This is a genomic window from Propioniciclava sp. MC1595 (assembly GCF_017569205.1).
In the GTDB taxonomy this organism is placed as follows: domain Bacteria; phylum Actinomycetota; class Actinomycetes; order Propionibacteriales; family Propionibacteriaceae; genus Propioniciclava.
Map to the genome: position 1 here is coordinate 2,201,538 of NZ_CP071870.1, position 16,169 is coordinate 2,217,706.

The following is a 16,169-nucleotide window of genomic DNA, read 5'->3' on the forward strand; positions in this document are numbered from 1 at the left end:
TAGGGTTCCCCGCATGAGTGTTGACGCGCGGGGGACCTCCCGCATCGTGGCCGTCGTGGTCGCGTGGAACCGGCGCGACCTGCTGGCCCAGACCCTCCACGGACTCGCCGCCCAGACCCGGCCGCTCGACGCGGTCGTGGTCATCGACAACGCCTCCACCGACGACTCTGCCGACCTCGCTCGGGCCCACCCCGTAGTGACCGAGGTCGTCACCCTGCCCACCAACACCGGGGGCGCGGGCGGCTTCGCCGCGGGCATCGCCCGGGCCGTCGCCTCCCACGACGCCGACCTGGTCTGGGTGATGGACGACGACACCGTGCCCACCCCGACCGCCCTGGCCGAACTCGTCTCGGCGCGGGTACGCCACCCGGGGCGGGTCACGGTCGCCGCGTCGCGCGCGGACTGGACCGACGGCCGCGAGCACCCGATGAACCGGCCGCGCCCGCGGCCCGGCTCGTCGCGGGTGGCGCGCGGCGCGGCGCGCATGGCCGGGGCCGCGTACCCGATCCGCTCGGCGTCCTTCGTCTCGATCCTCATCGACGCCGAGGCGATCCGCCGTCACGGCCTGCCCCAGGCCGACTACTTCCTCTGGAACGACGACTTCGAGTACACCGCCCGCCTGCTGCGCGACGGCGTGGGCCTGTACGTGCCCGCCTCGCGGGTCTACCACCTCACCAAGGTGTTCGGCAGCTCGGACGCCGACCCCGGCCCGCGCTTCACCAACGAGGTCCGCAACAAGCTGTGGGTGTTCACCCGCTCGGACGCCCTGGGCCCGGTCGACCGCGCCCTCTACGCCGGGTCGACGGCCGTGCGCTGGGCGCGGATGCTGGCCCGCTCCGGCGACCGCCGTGCGCTGGCGGGGTACGGACGCGAGGGGCTCAGCCAGGCTGTCCACGCCCCCCGGTCGACGGTCGAGGTGCTCGCTACCAGCCCCGTCGCTGCGGACGTTGCCGCCATCGAGCGAGGTGCGAATCGTGCCTGAGGTCGGCGACTTCTGCGTGCTGCTGCCGGTCTACCGGGGCGACAACGCCGCGTTCTTCCGCCGGGCAGTCTCCTCGGTGACCCTCGACCAGACGTTGCGCCCCGCCGAGCTGGTGGTCGTCGTGGACGGTCCTGTTGGTCCCAGCCTCACGGCGGCGCTCGACGACCTCGGTGCGGGCCGCCTGTCGGGCGGCGTCCCGGTCCGCTTCGTGCCGCTGCCCGAGAACGTGGGCCTGGCCCGAGCCCTCGAGGCAGGCCTGGCCGCATGCAGCCACGAGGTCGTGGCGCGGGCTGACGCCGACGACGTCTCGCTCCCCCAGCGCTTCGAGCGCCAGATCCCGCTCGTCGCCGACGGCTTGGACCTGCTGGGCAGCGCGATCACCGAGTTCGAGTCCGACGAGTCGCTGCCCGGCGTGACGCGCACCCTGCCCACCGCGGCGTCCGAGATCGCCGAGATGGCGCGCTTCCGCGACCCGTTCAACCACCCCTCCGTGGTGTACCGGCGCTCGGCCGTGGCTGCCGCCGGGGGGTACGAGCACCTCGACAAGATGGAGGACTACTGGCTGTTCGCCCGCATGGTCGCCGCTGGCGCGCGGGTGGCCAACCTGGCCGAGCCGCTCGTCCTCTATCGCGTCGGCGCCGGGGCATACGGACGCCGCGGCGGCGGCGGGATGCTGGCCAGCGAGTTGCGGCTCCAGTGGCGCTTCCTCCGGGCCGGGTTCACCACGCCGGCCCAGTTCGTGCGCAATGTGGCCGTGCGCGGCGGCTACCGCATCGTCCCGGCCGGGCTGCGGAAGCCCGCCTACCGGGTGATGATCCGCCGCTGAATCAGCGGTGGCGCAGGAAGTCGACGGCCTCGCGGCAGGGGCCGTCGAAGACCTTGCGACCCTTCTCCATGACAACGCCGCGCTGGCAGATGTCGGAGACCAGGTCGAGGTCGTGGGAGACGACGACGAGCGTCTTGCCGGCGGCCACCAGTTCCTTGATCCGGGCGATGCACTTGCGCTGGAAGGGCTCGTCACCGACGGCCAGGATCTCGTCGACGAGGAACACGTCGGGGTTAGTGTGCACCGCGACCGCGAAGGCGAGGCGCAGGTACATGCCCGAGGAGTAGAACTTCACCTCGGTGTCGATGAACTCACCGATCTCGGAGAACGCGATGATCTCGTCGAACCTCGCGTCGATCTCCTCCTTGGTCATCCCGAGGGTGGCCCCGTTGAGGTAGACGTTCTCGCGCCCGGGCAGGTCATGGTGGAACCCCGCGCCCACCTCGATGAGCCCCGCGACGCGTCCGCGCACGCCCACCGTGCCGGCGTCCGGGCGCATGACTCCCGAGATCAGCTTGAGCGTGGTCGACTTCCCCGAGCCGTTGAAGCCGAGCAACGCAACGGTCTCGCCCCTGGTGATCTCCAGGTCGACGCCGTCGAGTGCCTTGAACTTGGCGGACAGGTCACCCTTGCGGCCCTTCACGAGCCAGACGAGGGCTTCCTTCATCGAACGCGTGTGCCGCAGCACGAACTCCTTGCTGACGCCGGTCAGGCGCACCATCACGTCACCCATCACAACTCCTGGGCGAAGTGGCCCTCGTGGCGATGGAAGACCACCTCGCCCAGCAGGAGCAGCAGCACCGACCCGACGAGCGCCACCGGCGTCCAGACGCTGAACAGGTGCGGCGGCACCGTCCAGGCACCGTGGTGGTCGGTCGTCGGCACCCAGAATCCGTAGTGGAACAGCTCCACGGCGACCGTCAAGGGATTGGTCAGGTACAGGTCGACCACCCACGGGACGCCCGCCTCGGCTGTGGCGTCGCGCACCATCGTCCACAGATAGAGCACCGGGGACGCCCACGTGGCCACCATCGCGATCAGGTCGACGATGTTCTCGGCGTCACGGAAGAACACGTTCGCCGTCGTGAACAACAGCCCCAGACCGAGTGAGAAGAGTCCGATGAGCACGAAGCCGCAGACGATGGCTGCGATGTGCAGCGGGCCTGGCCGCCACCCGAACAGGAGGCAGGCCACCAGCAACACCGCCAACTGCGGGATGAAGTGCACCACCGCGACCCACAACGAGGACACCGGGAAGAGCTCGCGCGGCAGGTAGATCTTCTTGATCAGGTGCCCGTTGCCCACGATCGAGCGGGCGGCGTTGCCGAACGCCTCGTTGAAGAAGTTCATCACCACGATGCCGGAAAACAGGTAGACGGCGTAGTTCTCCATGCCCTTGTTGAGTCCTAGGAAGACGCCCATGGCGATGTAGAACACGACGAACTGGACCGCCGGCTTGATGTAGCTCCACAGGATCCCCAGCACCGACCCGCGATAGCGGACCTGCACCTCCTTGCGGACTATCAGGCTGAGCAGGTAGCGGTTGCGCACCACGTCGAGCAGGCCCCGCCCACGGCCGGGCGGTGTGAGCTCAGTGGTCACCAGGGAGGTGTCACTGCCCATCGACGGCGTTGCGCTCGAAGGTCTTGGCCCACTCCTCGGGGGACGTGATGCTCGGCAGGGCCTGCTGGTAGCGCTTGGCCAACGACTCCCAGCGGCGGAAGAGCTCCGCATGGATCCGCAGGCTCTCGGCGGTCAGCTGACGGACCTGGGACGGATCGCGTTGGTAGATCGACGCGCCCGCTCCATCGGCGCTGGTCACCAGGGCGGAGTCGAAGCGCGGCATCCAGTACCACTTGTTGTCCATGTGCGCCACCACCGTCTCGGGGTGCTCCCGGGACAGCTCGCGGGGCTGCACCAGCACCTGCCGGGCCACCGTCGCGAGGGTCCACGGGATGAGGGCCGGCGTCGCCGGCGGCTTCGCCTCCCGTCGCCGCCGCGGCTTCTCGGTGCGGACCGGTGGGAGCGACGCGAGGTCCTTTGTGACGCGAGCCTCCTGGAAATCGCTCTTCTTGCCCCGCGCCTGGGCCGCAGCCGTGACGATCTGGTCGTGCAGGCCTTCGGGGCCCTCCAGCGCGTCCGAGATCCCGTCCAGCACGAGCCGACCGGCGTAGTACTGCATGGCGATGGTGTGCTTCGTCTCGGTCATCAACAGTTCCCGCAGCATGCGCCCACCCTTGAAGAACGGTGAGTGCAGGAGCGCCGCGATCAACCGGTTCCGCGCGTGAAAGTACGCCTGCCAGTCCACCGCGTCGTCCTTGTCGGCCCACGACACGTGCCAGACCGCCGAGCCCGGCAGGCTGACCGTGGGGAACCCGGCCTCGCGGGCACGCAGGGAGTACTCCGAGTCGTCCCACTTGATGAAGACGGGCAGTGACAGGCCGATCTCCTCCAGCACTGTGACGGGGATGAGGCACATCCACCACCCGTTGTAGTCGGCGTCCCAGCGCCGGTGCAGGTCGCGTCGCGACCGGAGGCCGCGCTCCGCGAAGTCGATCTGGCCCAGCCCCTTGATCGGGCCCCACTTGAAGCTGTACGGGTCCACGACCTCGGCGAACGCGTTGAGCAGCGTCCTGTTGTAGAGGTCGAACATGTGCGACCCCACGATGGTCGGCACCCGGCAGTGGTCGGCGAAGGCACAGGCACGCAGGATCGACTCTGCGTCCACCTTGATGTCGTCGTCCAGCGTCATGAAGTAGTCGCTGCGTGCGCCGTCGGCGTTGCCCTGCAGCGTCTCGTACATGCCGCGGGAGTAACCACCGGAGCCGCCCATGTTGCCCTGGCGGATCACGCGCAGGCGCCCTCGCATCTCGGTCATGGCCTGGTCGTAGTCGGGCTCGTCCTGCACCAGTTGCGTGCCCTGGTCCACGATGAGCATCTCATGGAGGACCTCGCGCAGGTCGGTGGACGCCGCGATTGATCGGGCATTGGCGACGGCGTAGTCGGGTCGGTTGAACGTGGTCATCCCCAACGTGACGGTGCCCACCGGGGCGATCGCCGCCGACACGAGCCAGGCCGCCTCCTCCAGGACCAGGCTGTCCTCGCCGCCGACGAGGTCGAACCAGTACCAACCTCCGTCATTGAACGGCTCCAGCGTGAGGCTGAACTCCAGCTGCGAATCGCCTTCCACCCGCTGGCTCTCCACGCGCTGGGCCTGGCCCCGGGCGTTGCTGCGGAACACGATGACCGTGCCGGCGCCGGTCGTGCGCACGCGCAGGAACACTTCCTCGAGCGACGTCCACCACTTCCAGTACGAGGCGGGGAAGGCGTTGAAGTAGGACCCCAGCGACACCCTGGCGCCGGGGCGGACCCGCAGGGACCGCTCGGACAGGAAGTCGTCGGGGTGCACCTCATCGCTCTGGACCGTGACGGCGCCGCCGTCACCTCCCTCGACCTCGGGCAACTTCGGACCGTCCACGTACAGCAGCGCGGCGTCCACATCGGCGGCGGTGGGGAACATCACCCGCGCCACCGCCCGCAGCGACGGGCGATCCCCCGCCCCCCGGCTGGAGTTGAGCGGCGAGATGTACGAGACGGACTCCGTCATGCGTCCACACCCCCGCTCTCGAGCTTGGCGCCCTCGGCGAAGTGGGGCCGGATCTTACTGTCAAACATCGACAGCGCCGAGCCGATCGCCATGTGCATGTCCAGGTACTTGTAGGTGCCCAGGCGGCCACCGAACAGGACATGCGGCTCGGCCTTGGCGCGGTCGCGGTAGCGCAGCAGGCCCGCGCGGTCGGCGTCGGTGTTGATCGGGTAGTACGGCTCGTCGTCGCGGCCGGCGAAGCGGCTGTACTCGCGCATGATGACGGTCGCGTCCTTGGTGTAGTCGCGCTCGGGGTGGAAGTGCCGGAACTCGTGGATGCGCGTGAACGGCACGTCGGGGTCTGGGTAGTTCATGACCGAGGTGCCCTGGAAGTCCTCGATCGGGAGCACCTCCTCCTCCAGGTCCACCGTGCGCCAGCTCAGCTCGCCCTCGCAGTGGTCGAAGTAGCGGTCGACCGGGCCGGTGTAGACGACCGGGACGTTGCCGCGCACGTTGTCGCGGTTGACCTCCTGCGCCGGGTCGAAGAAGTCCGTCTCGAGCCGCACCTCGATGTTGGGGTGGTCGGCCATGCGCTCCAGCCACGCGGTGTAGCCGTCGGTGGGCAGGCCCTCCCACGTGTCGTTGAAGTAGTTGTTGTTGTAGGTGTAGCGCACCGGCAGGCGGCTGATGATGGACGCCTCGAGCTGCTCGGGGTCGGTCTGCCACTGCTTGGCGGTGTAGTGCATGATGAAGGCCTCGTACAGCGGACGCCCGATCAGGCTGATGCCCTTCTCGACGAAGTTTTCGGGCACCTTGTCGCCGAGTTCGGCGGCTTGCTCGGCGATCAGCGCCCGCGCCTCGGCCGGACTGTACGCCGCACGGAAGAACTGGTTGATCGTGCCCAGGTTCACCGGCATCGGGTACACCTCGCCCTTGTGGCGCGTGTAGACCTTGTGCTGGTAGTCGGTGAAGGTCGTGAACCGGTTGACGTAGTTCCAGACGCGCGCATTGCTGGTGTGGAACAGGTGGGCGCCGTAGCGGTGCACCTCGATACCTGTCTGCTCCTCAGCCTCGGAGTACGCGTTGCCCCCGATGTGGCGGCGGCGGTCGATGATCGTGACCTTGAGCCCCAGGTCATTCGCGGCCCGCTCGGCGATGGTGAGTCCGAACAAGCCCGATCCTACGACGACGAGATCTGTTGTCACTTCTCCTGTGCCCACTTCCTGGTCGAGTCGATGGCGTCCAACTCGCCTCACTGTAGCCGCATCGGGGCGCACGTACGCTGGCGGCATGCGGATCGCACTCGCCCTCGGCTCCGGCGGAGCACGCGGTTACACCCACATCGGCGTCCTCGACGAGTTGCACGCGCGCGGCCACGAGGTGGTGGCGATCTCGGGCACCTCGATGGGCGCGGTGATCGGCGGCCTGGAGGCGGCCGGTCGGCTGCAGGACTACACCGACTGGGTGGGCACCCTGCGCCAGACCGACTTGCTGCGCCTGCTCGACCCGGCCTTCACCGGGCCGGGCGTCTTCTGGGGGCAGCGGGTCATGGAGCGGGTGGCCGCCATCCTCGACGGTGCACGCATCGAGGAGCTGCCGATCCCCTTCACCGCCGTGGCCACGGACCTGACGCACAGCCGCGAGGTGTGGTTCCAGCGCGGCTCAGTCGTCACCGCGATGCGCGCCTCCATCGGCATCCCGAGCGTGTTCACGCCCGTGGTGGTGGGCGGACGCCTGCTCGCCGACGGCGGCCTGCTCAACCCCGTGCCCGTCGACGCCCTGCTGGGTGCGCCGGCGGATCGCACGGTCGCGGTGTCGCTGTCCGGACGCCGTGCGAACGAACAGACCAGCACGCGCCCGGTGACGGCCGCCGCCGAGACCGAGGGCATGCTCGGCGAGCTCACCGAGCGCCTGCGGAGCGTGCTGGACTCGGACACCCTGCGCGGCGTCCGGCAGTGGTGGGCGGCGCGGTTCACCGAGGTGGACGAGCCCGCCCCCCGCGACTTCGACTTCGAGGCCCTGCCCAAGGGGCTGCGCACCTCCGACGTGGTCTCCCTGTCGCTGGAGACCGCCGAGCAGCTGATCACGCGCTTCCGGATGGCGGCCAGCCCGCCGGACGTGCTGGTCGAGTTCCCGCAGGACATCGCCTCCACCTTCGACTTCCACCGGGCCAACGAGCTGGTCGCCCGCGGGCGCGAGAAGGCTGCGCAGGTGTTCGACGCCGCCGGTCTGTGACACCCCCGCCCACGCCTCGTCCCGGAGGGTAGAGTCGGCGGGCGTGACCGCTTCGTCCCACTGGGTGTTGACCCTGGAGTGCCCCGACCGGCCCGGCATCGTGCACGCGGTGACCGGTGCCGTCGCCGCCGCCCAGGGCAACATCACCGAGCTGCAGCAGTTCAGCTCCGACTCCGGGCGCTTCTTCATGCGCGTCCAGGTGCAGTCGGGCTTCGAGCGCTCGGCGTTCGAGGAGTCGGTGCGGCCGCTGGCCGCCTACCTGCAGGCCCGGTGGCACCTCGACGAGGTCGGACGCCCCCGCCGCACCCTGGTCCTGGCCAGCAAGGCCGCCCACTGCCTCAACGACCTGCTCTTCCGCCAGCGCTCGGGGCTGCTGCCCGTCGAACTCACCGGCGTGATGGCCAACCACCCCGACCTGCGCCCGCTGGCGACGTTCTACGGCGTCCCCTTCAGCGAGCACGTCGTGCTGCCCGAGACGAAGGCGGACTTCGAGCGCGCCGTCCTGGACCGCGTCGAGGCCGAGGACATCGAGCTGGTGGTGCTGGCCCGGTACATGCAGGTCCTCTCCCCCGACCTGTGCGCCGCGCTGGCCGGCCGCGCGATCAACATCCACCACTCCTTCCTGCCGGGGTTCAAGGGCGCCAACCCCTACCGGCAGGCGCACGACCGCGGCGTGAAGCTGATCGGGGCCACCGCGCACTTCGTGACCCAGGACCTCGACGAGGGGCCGATCATCGAGCAGAACGTGACCCGGGTCGACCACACCAAGGACACCCCCGAACTGGTGGCCATGGGGCAGGAGCAGGAGAGCCGCACCCTGGCCGAGGCCGTGCGCCTCTATGCGGAGCACCGCGTGTTCCTCGACGGGAACCGGACGGTCATCTTCCGTTGAAGACTGAAGTGCCTCGACGCTGAGATACTTGATGTCGAGTAACATCACGAAAAGACAACGATTGAATCCGACGTTGTGTAGTGGTATTGACGACTCTGTCCGCCCGGGCGTTAGGGTGCGGCTGCCAGCCTGTCGGCAGGTCTGACCAACGGAGGTTCCATGACTGACCACAACCCGTCACCCGGTTACTCGGGCGACACGGAGGCCCACCTTCCTCCCAGCCACAACCCACTTCCCGAATTGAGCGGTGGGCAGGCCAAGCCCAAGATCTCTGAGCAAGCGTTCATCGAGGTGCAGGAGTCCGAGGAGTTCGAACAGCTCCGCAAGACGTTCCGCGGCTTCGCCTTCCCGATGACCATCGCCTTCCTCGCGTGGTACTTCGCGTACGTTCTCGCCTCGGTGTACGCCAAGGACTTCATGTCGCAGCCGTTCCTGGGCATGGCCCACTTCAACCTGGGCCACTTCCTCGGCCTGATGCAGTTCGTCACCACGTTCCTGATCACGTGGCTCTACATCCGCCACGCGAACACCAAGCTCGACCCGATCTCGTCCCGCATCCGTGAGCGCCTGGAAGGAGCGGCCCAGTGATCCTCCTCGAGACGACGCTCGGCAACCCGATCTTCAACATCATCATCTTCGCGCTGTTCGTCGTGGGCACCCTGACGGTCGTCATCCGTGTCACGGCGCAGCAGTCCAAGGCGGCCGGCCAGTTCTACACCGGCGGCGCCTCCTTCTCCGGCACCCAGAACGGCTTCGCCATCGCCGGTGACTACCTGTCGGCCGCCTCGTTCCTGGGCATCGCCGGCGCCATCGCGTTCAACGGCTACGACGGCCTGCTGTACTCGATCGGCTTCCTCGTCGCCTGGCTCGTCGCACTGCTGTTGGTCGCCGAGCCCCTGCGCAACACCGGCAAGTACACCATGGCCGACGTGCTCTCCTTCCGCATGAAGCAGAAGCCCGTCCGCCTCGCCGCCGCCTTCTCGACCCTCGCGATCTCGTTCTTCTACCTGCTCGCCCAGATGGCCGGCGCCGGTGGCCTCGTGTCGCTGCTGCTCGGCCTGTCGGGTGAGATGGCGCAGAACATCGTCATCGTCATCGTCGGCATCCTGATGATCCTCTACGTGATGATCGGTGGCATGAAGGGCACCACCTGGGTGCAGATGATCAAGGCCGTGCTGCTGATCGCCGGCGCCGGCATCATGTCGGTCTGGGTGCTGGCCCGGTTCGGCTTCAACCTCGACGCCGTCATGGGCGAGGCCGTCGCCAAGAACAACCACCCGCAGATGCTGGCCCCCGGCGACAAGTACAAGGACCCGATCGGCTTCATCTCGCTCTCGATCGCCCTGGTGCTCGGCACCGCCGGTCTGCCCCACGTGCTGATGCGCTTCTACACGGTGCCCACGGCCAAGGAGGCCCGCAAGTCCGTGACCTGGGCCATCGGCCTCATCGGTGCGTTCTACCTGTTCACCCTGGTCCTGGGCTACGGCGCCGCGGCGATCGTGCCCGGCGGCCAGGCCGAGATCGCCAAGTTGCCCGGCAAGGCGAACGCCGCCGCCCCGGCCCTCGCGTACTTCCTGCCCGGTGAGGGCATCGGTGGCCAGGTCTTCCTGGCCGTCATCGCCGGTGTGGCCTTCGCCACGATCCTCGCGGTCGTCGCCGGCCTGACCATCACCGCGTCCGCCTCCTTCGCCCACGACATCTACAACTCGGTCATGAAGGACGGCAAGGCCGACCCCGCGGCCGAGGTCAAGGTGGCCCGCAACACGGTCATCGTGATCGGTGCCCTGGCGATCTTCGGTGGCATCTTCGCCAAGAGCATGAACATCGCGTTCCTCGTGGCGCTGGCCTTCGCGGTCGCCGCCTCGGCGAACCTGCCGTCGATCCTGTACTCCCTGTACTGGCGCCGGTTCAACACCCAGGGTTCGCTCTGGTCCATCTACGCGGGTCTCATCAGCTCGCTGGGCCTGATCATCTTCTCCCCCGCGGTCTCCACGCCCATCGGGCGCGCCGAGCCGCTGGCGAGCGCGATGTTCCCGGGCGCCAGCTTCGCCTGGTTCCCGTACGACAACCCGGCCATCGTGTCCGTCCCGCTGGCGTTCTTCGCCGGTTGGCTCGGTACCGTCCTGAGCAAGGAGGTGTCGGACCGCGGCAAGGCCGCCGAGATGGAGGTCCGCTCCATGACCGGTGCCGGCGCCGACGGGGCCATCGCCCACTGAGTCGGGCCCCACTCACCCACAGGGCCGCGACGACCACGTGTCGTCGCGGCCCTGCGGGGTTGTCGGGGGCGTTTCGGACGCCGTGGGCTCAGTCGGCCTCGGCGTCGCGCCCCTGCCACGTGCACAGGCAGGCCTCGTTGCCGTCGGCGTCGGCCAGGATCGTGAACGCCGGCGCGTGGTCGTCGGAGACCAGGCGCCCGCCCGCGGCCAGGGCGCGCGCGATGCGGCCCTCCACCTCGTCGTGCGCCACGGCCACGTCGAGGTGGATCCGGTTGCGGACCGGGCGCGGCTCGTCGAGCTGCTGGAACCACACGCGCGGCCCGAGGCGCTGCGGGTCGGCCAGCTCGTCGTCCTCGACCGGCTCGTAGCCCAGCACCGCGGCCCAGAACGGCATGATCGTGGCGGCGTCCATGGTGTCGATCGTGATCTCGACCTGCGTCAGGGCGGCGGCGACCGGACGTCCCCCGCGCTGGTGGACCAGCACCGAGACCCGGTTGGCCAGTTCGACGTCCAGGGGCGTGACGGCCCCCACGTCGTGCGTTCGCGCGGCGAGGTGCACCCGGGTGTGGCGGAGGTCGACGTCGGGGTGGTGGCCCAGCGCCTCGGCCTGCTCGGCGACGGCGGCGACGAAGGCCACGGCGTCCGCGGGGGTCGGCCAGTCGGTGGTGAGGTGCAGCGCGCCGAGCAGCAGGCGCCACCCGGGAGCGCCGGCGGACGCCTCGGCCCGGGTGAGCTCGACCAGCTCGGGGGTCGGGGTCGGGGACGCCGGCCACTCGTCGGGCTCGTCGACCTCGTCCCAGTCCACGAACGTCCAGCCCGCCTCGGGGCTCCCCTCGAGCGTCACGACCGTGGTGTTGCCCAGCCGGCGGCCGACGACCTCGGCGAGGTCGATGCCCCCGACGCGTGCGGCGATCCACATCCGCAGCGCCGCGCCGTGGCTGACCAGCAGGGCGGCGTCGTGCCCGGCCGCCGCGATCTCGCCGACGGCGGCGTCGTAGCGGTCGAAGAACTCGACCGCGTCCTCGCCCCCGGGCACCTTCGCGGACCGGTCGCCCTCGCCCCAGGACCGCAACGAGCCCACGTAGCGCTCCCACAGCGGCGACATCTCGTCCTCGCCGGCCTGGATCTCGCGCAGGCCGCCGAGCACGGTCACGTCAAGCCCGCGGTCGGCGGCCAGGGGCGCGACGGTCTGCTGGGTGCGGACCAGGTCGGACGCGTACACGGCGTCCACCCGGTGGCCGGCCAGACGCTCGACGAGGGTGTCGGCCTGGGCGAGCCCGACGGCGTCCAGGTCGGCGCCCGGGACGGCGGTGTCCAGGAGGCGGGCGACGTTGCTCGGGGTGCGGCCGTGGCGGACGAGGTAGAGGCGCATGCACCCACCCTATTCACGCCCCTCGGGCCGGATGGTGGCCGCCCACGCGAAGGTGATTCGGGAGGGAGGTGGATGCTAGGTTCAGGGTGCACAGGGCCTGCCCCGAAGCCGTCTTCAAAGTGGAGGAATCTCATGAGCAATGCACCCGTCAAGGTTGCCGTCACCGGTGCCGCCGGCCAGATCTGCTACAGCATCCTGTTCCGCATCGCCAGCGGCGAGCTGCTCGGGAAGGACCAGCCCGTCGAGCTGCGCCTCCTCGAGATCACCCCGGCCCTGAAGGCGCTCGAGGGCGTCGTCATGGAGCTCGACGACTGCGCGTTCCCGCTGCTGTCCAACGTCGTGATCGGCGACGACCCCACCAAGGTCTTCGACGGCGCGAACATGGCGCTGCTCGTGGGCGCCCGCCCGCGCACCGCCGGCATGGAGCGCGGCGACCTGCTGTCCGCCAACGGCGCGATCTTCACCGCGCAGGGCAAGGCCCTCAACGACGTGGCCGCCGACGACATCCGCGTCCTGGTGACCGGCAACCCGGCCAACACCAACGCGCTGATCGCGATGAGCAACGCCCCCGACATCCCCAAGGAGCGCTTCAACGCCCTGACCCGCCTCGACCACAACCGCGCCATCTCGCAGCTGGCCGCGAAGCTGAATGTCCCCGTCACCGACATCAAGAAGATGACGATCTGGGGCAACCACTCCGCGACCCAGTACCCCGACCTGTTCAACGCCGAGGTCGCCGGCAAGAACGCCGCCGAGGCCGTGGGTGACCAGGAGTGGCTGGAGAACGACTTCATCCCGACCGTCGCCAAGCGCGGCGCCGCCATCATCGCCGCTCGCGGCTCGTCGTCCGCCGCCTCGGCCGCGAACGCGACCATCGAGCACATGCGCGACTGGGCGCTGGGCACCCCCGAGGGCGACTGGGTCTCCATGGCCGTGCCGTCCGACGGTTCCTACGGCGTCCAGGAGGGGCTGATCTCCTCGTTCCCGTGCGTGGTCAAGGACGGCCAGTACGAGATCGTCCAGGGCCTCGAGGTCAACGAGTTCTCGCGCGCCAAGATCGACGCCTCCGTCGCCGAGCTGGCCGACGAGCAGGCCGCGGTCAAGGAGCTCGGCCTCATCTGAGCCTCCTCCAACCACCTGTGGCGCGCCCCTCGGGGCGCGCCACAGTGCGTTGTGGGGGGGGCGGACTCAGGCGGGGGCGTCCTCACCGGTGGCCAGCAGGGCCTTCTTCATCTCCTCGACGTCGAAGTCGGCGACGGGCCACTGCGGGTCCAGGTCCTCCAGCGTGCGGGTCAGGATCTCGGTGATCGCGAGCCGGGAATACCACTTCTTGTCGGCGGGGACGACGTACCACGGCGCGTGGTCGGTCGACGTAAGCCGGAACACGTCGGAGTACGCCTCCTGGAACGCCGGCCACTTGCTGCGGGTGTCCAGGTCGCCGGGGTTGAACTTCCAGTGCTTGTCGGGGCGCTCGAGGCGCTCCATGAGGCGCTCGCCCTGCTCGGCGTAGGAGACCATGAGGGCGACCTTGATGATCGTGGTGCCGCCCTCGACCAGCTTCTTCTCCCAGGCGTTGATCTCGTCGTAGCGGGCGCGCCAGACGTCCTCGGGCACCAGCTCGTCGACGCGCACCACGAGCACGTCCTCGTAGTGGCTGCGGTCGAACACGCCGATGCGGCCGGCCGGGGGCAGCTTCTTCTCGATGCGCCACAGGTAGTGGTGGGCGCGCTCCTCCTCGGTCGGGACGCCGAAGGATGCCAGCGCCACGCCCTGCGGGTCCACCATGCCCATGACGTGGCGGACGATGCCGCCCTTGCCCGCGGTGTCGAGGCCCTGCAGGACGAGCAGCACCGAGCGGGTGCCGCCCTCGCGCCCCTCGGCGAACAGGCGCTCCTGCAGGTCGGACATCTCCTCCCCGCGCTCGGGGAGGTACGCCTCGCCGTCCTCCTTGTCCCCGTCCCAGCCGGGCTGGCCGTTGCGGTCGAACGAGGCGAGGTCGAAGTCGGGTCCGACGCGCAGGGCGTCGCGGGGATCGGTGGTCCACAGGTCCTTGGCTGCCATCCCCCCAGTCTGCAGCAGGCGCGGGCCCGCGGTCACCCGCGGACCGGGGTGATCGGCAGCAGGTGCTTCCCGGTCGGGCCGATCTGGATCTCGGTGTCCATCTGGGGGCACACGCCGCAGTCGTAGCACGGCATCCAGCGGCAGTCCTCGACGGGCTGCTCGTCGAGGGCGTCCTGCCAGTCCTCCCACAGCCAGTCGCGGTCCAGGCCGGAGTCGAGGTGGTCCCAGGGCAGCACCTCGGCATACTCGCGTTCGCGCGTGGTGTACCAGTCGAGGTCGACGCCGGTGCCGGCGAGCGCGGTCTCACAGGCCGCCACCCACCGGTCGTAGCTGAAGTGCTCGCTCCACCCGTCGAACTGGCCGCCCTGGCGCCAGCACTCCTCGATCACCGCGCCGACCCGGCGGTCACCGCGCGAGAGCAGGCCCTCGATGATGCCGGGGCGTCCGTCGTGGTAGCGCATGCCGATCGCCCGGCCGTACTTCTTGTCGGCCCGGATCTTGTCGCGCAGCGCGAACAGGCGGTGGTCGATGGTCTCGGCCGAGGCCTGCGCCGCCCACTGGAACGGGGTGTGCGGCTTCGGCACGAACCCGCCGATGCTGACCGTGCAGCGGATGTCGCGGGTGCCGGCCGCCTGGCGTCCGGTCTCGATGACGCGGGCCGCCATGTCGGCGATGGCCAGCACGTCCTCGTCCTCCTCCGTGGGCAGGCCGCACATGAAGTAGAGCTTCACGTTGCGCCAGCCGTTGCCGAAGGCCGTGGCGACGGTGTTGATCAGGTCGTCCTCGGTGACCATCTTGTTGATCACCTTGCGCATGCGCTCGCTGCCGCCCTCGGGCGCGAAGGTCAGCCCCGAGCGGCGCCCGTTGCGGGACAGCTCGTTGGCCAGGTCGATGTTGAAGGCGTCCACGCGGGTCGAGGGTAGCGAGAGCGACACGTTGGTGCCGTCGTACCGGTCGGCCAACTCCTTGGTGACGTCGCCGATCTCGGAGTGGTCGGCGCTGCTCAGCGACAGCAGGCCCACCTCCTCCAGGCCGGTGGCCTCGAGCCCGCCGGCGACCATGGTGCCGATGGTCTCGATGTTCCGCTCCCGGACGGGACGGGTGATCATGCCGGCCTGGCAGAAGCGGCAGCCGCGCGTGCAGCCGCGGAAGATCTCGACCGAGTAGCGCTCGTGCACGGTCTCGGCGATGGGGACGATGGGGGCCTTGGGGTACGGCCACGCGTCGAGGTCCATGAGCGTGTGCTTCGCCACGCTGAACGGGACGCCGGGGCGGTTCGGCGCGACGCGCTGGATCCGGCCGTCGGGCAGGTAGGTGACGTCGTAGAACCGCGGCACGTAGACCACGCCGTCGGACGCCAGCCGTAGAAGCAGCCCGTCGCGGCCGTCCGGGCGGCCCTCGGCCTTCCACGCGCGGATGATCTCGGAGACCCGCAGCGAGGCCTCCTCGCCGTCGCCGATCACCGCGGCGTCGATGAAGTCGGCGATGGGCTCTGGGTTGAACGCCGCGTGCCCGCCGGCGATGACGAGCGGGTCGTCGATCCCCCGGTCGGCCGCGTGGAGCGGGATACCCGCCAGGTCGATCGCGGCCAGCATGTTGGTGTAGCCGAGCTCGGTCGAGAAGGACAGGCCGAGCACGTCGAAGGCGCGCACCGGGCGGTGGTTGTCCAGGGTGAACTGCGGGACGCCGTGGGTGCGCATCAGCGCCGCCAGGTCGGGCCAGATCGAGTAGGTGCGCTCCGCCAGGATCCAGTCGCGCTCGTTCAGGATCTCGTACAGGATCGCGATGCCCTGGTTGGGCTGACCGATCTCGTAGGCGTCGGGGTACATCAGGGCCCAGCGGACCTCGGTGGTGTCCCACTCCTTGCTGACGGAGTTCACCTCGCCGCCGACGTACTGGATCGGCTTGCTGACCCGGGCGAACAGGGGCTCGAGCCGGGGGAACAGCGAGGCAGGGCTGGTGGCGGAGTCAACAGTCATAGGCCACCCATCCTAAGGCA

14 protein-coding genes are annotated in these 16,169 nt (G+C 69.5%); 7 read left to right on the forward strand and 7 right to left on the reverse strand.

The window, feature by feature from the left end:
- The first annotated feature begins 13 nt into the window (after positions 1 to 13).
- Complete coding sequence (locus J4N02_RS10455) at positions 14 to 982, forward strand: glycosyltransferase (protein ID WP_188332804.1); 969 nt, start codon at positions 14 to 16, stop codon at positions 980 to 982.
- On the forward strand, positions 975 to 1,808 hold the full coding sequence (locus J4N02_RS10460; RefSeq protein WP_243760777.1) for a glycosyltransferase: 834 nt from the start codon (positions 975 to 977) through the stop codon (positions 1,806 to 1,808). Before J4N02_RS10455 ends, J4N02_RS10460 begins: the two co-directional genes overlap by 8 nt.
- A 1-nt stretch (position 1,809) precedes the next feature.
- On the opposite strand, the gene J4N02_RS10465 is transcribed toward J4N02_RS10460, so the two are convergent.
- The 4 genes from J4N02_RS10465 to glf are packed head-to-tail and all read right to left on the reverse strand — an operon-like array spanning position 1,810 to position 6,599.
- Entirely contained in the window at positions 1,810 to 2,541 is a 732-nt protein-coding gene (locus J4N02_RS10465; RefSeq protein ID WP_188332803.1) for an ABC transporter ATP-binding protein, read from the reverse strand.
- The gene (locus J4N02_RS10470; protein ID WP_243760778.1) at positions 2,541 to 3,410 is read right to left on the reverse strand and encodes an ABC transporter permease; all 870 of its coding nucleotides are present in this window, start codon (positions 3,408 to 3,410) and stop codon (positions 2,541 to 2,543) included. Before J4N02_RS10470 ends, J4N02_RS10465 begins: the two co-directional genes overlap by 1 nt.
- Before the next feature lie 10 nt (positions 3,411 to 3,420).
- On the reverse strand, positions 3,421 to 5,415 hold the full coding sequence (locus J4N02_RS10475; RefSeq protein ID WP_188332801.1) for a glycosyltransferase: 1,995 nt from the start codon (positions 5,413 to 5,415) through the stop codon (positions 3,421 to 3,423).
- Positions 5,412 to 6,599, reverse strand: a complete 1,188-nt coding sequence (gene glf, locus J4N02_RS10480; RefSeq protein ID WP_188332800.1) for a UDP-galactopyranose mutase — start codon at positions 6,597 to 6,599, stop codon at positions 5,412 to 5,414. The genes J4N02_RS10475 and glf overlap by 4 nt, the downstream gene beginning before the upstream one ends.
- An 85-nt stretch (positions 6,600 to 6,684) precedes the next feature.
- On the opposite strand from glf, the gene J4N02_RS10485 reads away from it, so the two are divergent.
- The 4 genes from J4N02_RS10485 (at position 6,685) to J4N02_RS10500 (ending at position 10,737) form a co-directional block, all read left to right on the forward strand.
- Positions 6,685 to 7,629, forward strand: coding sequence for a patatin-like phospholipase family protein (locus J4N02_RS10485; RefSeq protein ID WP_223202164.1), 945 nt, complete (start codon positions 6,685 to 6,687; stop codon positions 7,627 to 7,629).
- Between the two features lie 43 nt (positions 7,630 to 7,672).
- Complete coding sequence (gene purU / locus J4N02_RS10490) at positions 7,673 to 8,521, forward strand: formyltetrahydrofolate deformylase (RefSeq protein WP_188332799.1); 849 nt, start codon at positions 7,673 to 7,675, stop codon at positions 8,519 to 8,521.
- Between the two features lie 159 nt (positions 8,522 to 8,680).
- The gene (locus tag J4N02_RS10495) at positions 8,681 to 9,109 is read left to right on the forward strand and encodes a DUF485 domain-containing protein (protein ID WP_182815713.1); all 429 of its coding nucleotides are present in this window, start codon (positions 8,681 to 8,683) and stop codon (positions 9,107 to 9,109) included.
- The gene (locus J4N02_RS10500) at positions 9,106 to 10,737 is read left to right on the forward strand and encodes a cation acetate symporter (protein ID WP_243760779.1); all 1,632 of its coding nucleotides are present in this window, start codon (positions 9,106 to 9,108) and stop codon (positions 10,735 to 10,737) included. Before J4N02_RS10495 ends, J4N02_RS10500 begins: the two co-directional genes overlap by 4 nt.
- Before the next feature lie 88 nt (positions 10,738 to 10,825).
- Here J4N02_RS10500 and J4N02_RS10505 read toward each other — a convergent pair whose 3' ends face one another.
- Positions 10,826 to 12,109: a histidine phosphatase family protein gene (locus J4N02_RS10505; RefSeq protein ID WP_208090932.1), complete on the reverse strand. Its 1,284-nt coding sequence runs from the start codon at positions 12,107 to 12,109 to the stop codon at positions 10,826 to 10,828.
- Positions 12,110 to 12,241: 132 nt separating this feature from the next.
- On the opposite strand from J4N02_RS10505, the gene J4N02_RS10510 reads away from it, so the two are divergent.
- On the forward strand, positions 12,242 to 13,231 hold the full coding sequence (locus J4N02_RS10510) for a malate dehydrogenase (RefSeq protein WP_188332798.1): 990 nt from the start codon (positions 12,242 to 12,244) through the stop codon (positions 13,229 to 13,231).
- A gap of 66 nt (positions 13,232 to 13,297) precedes the next feature.
- On the opposite strand, the gene J4N02_RS10515 is transcribed toward J4N02_RS10510, so the two are convergent.
- On the reverse strand, positions 13,298 to 14,170 hold the full coding sequence (locus tag J4N02_RS10515) for a polyphosphate kinase 2 family protein (RefSeq protein ID WP_188332797.1): 873 nt from the start codon (positions 14,168 to 14,170) through the stop codon (positions 13,298 to 13,300).
- A 32-nt stretch (positions 14,171 to 14,202) separates the two neighbouring features.
- Entirely contained in the window at positions 14,203 to 16,149 is a 1,947-nt protein-coding gene (locus J4N02_RS10520; protein ID WP_188332796.1) for a TIGR03960 family B12-binding radical SAM protein, read from the reverse strand.
- Positions 16,150 to 16,169 lie beyond the last annotated feature (20 nt).

Excerpts from the sequence above, each read along its gene's own strand:
- J4N02_RS10455 (WP_188332804.1), top strand. The coding sequence starts at position 14 with ATGAGTGTTGACGCGCGGGGGACCTCCCGCATCGTGGCCGTCGTGGTC.
- J4N02_RS10465 (WP_188332803.1), bottom strand. The coding sequence starts at position 2,541 with ATGGGTGACGTGATGGTGCGCCTGACCGGCGTCAGCAAGGAGTTCGTG.
- J4N02_RS10475 (WP_188332801.1), bottom strand. The coding sequence starts at position 5,415 with ATGACGGAGTCCGTCTCGTACATCTCGCCGCTCAACTCCAGCCGGGGG.
- J4N02_RS10485 (WP_223202164.1), top strand. The coding sequence starts at position 6,685 with ATGCGGATCGCACTCGCCCTCGGCTCCGGCGGAGCACGCGGTTACACC.
- J4N02_RS10495 (WP_182815713.1), top strand. The coding sequence starts at position 8,681 with ATGACTGACCACAACCCGTCACCCGGTTACTCGGGCGACACGGAGGCC.
- J4N02_RS10505 (WP_208090932.1), bottom strand. The coding sequence starts at position 12,109 with ATGCGCCTCTACCTCGTCCGCCACGGCCGCACCCCGAGCAACGTCGCC.
- J4N02_RS10510 (WP_188332798.1), top strand. The coding sequence starts at position 12,242 with ATGAGCAATGCACCCGTCAAGGTTGCCGTCACCGGTGCCGCCGGCCAG.
- J4N02_RS10515 (WP_188332797.1), bottom strand. The coding sequence starts at position 14,170 with ATGGCAGCCAAGGACCTGTGGACCACCGATCCCCGCGACGCCCTGCGC.
- J4N02_RS10520 (WP_188332796.1), bottom strand. The coding sequence starts at position 16,149 with ATGACTGTTGACTCCGCCACCAGCCCTGCCTCGCTGTTCCCCCGGCTC.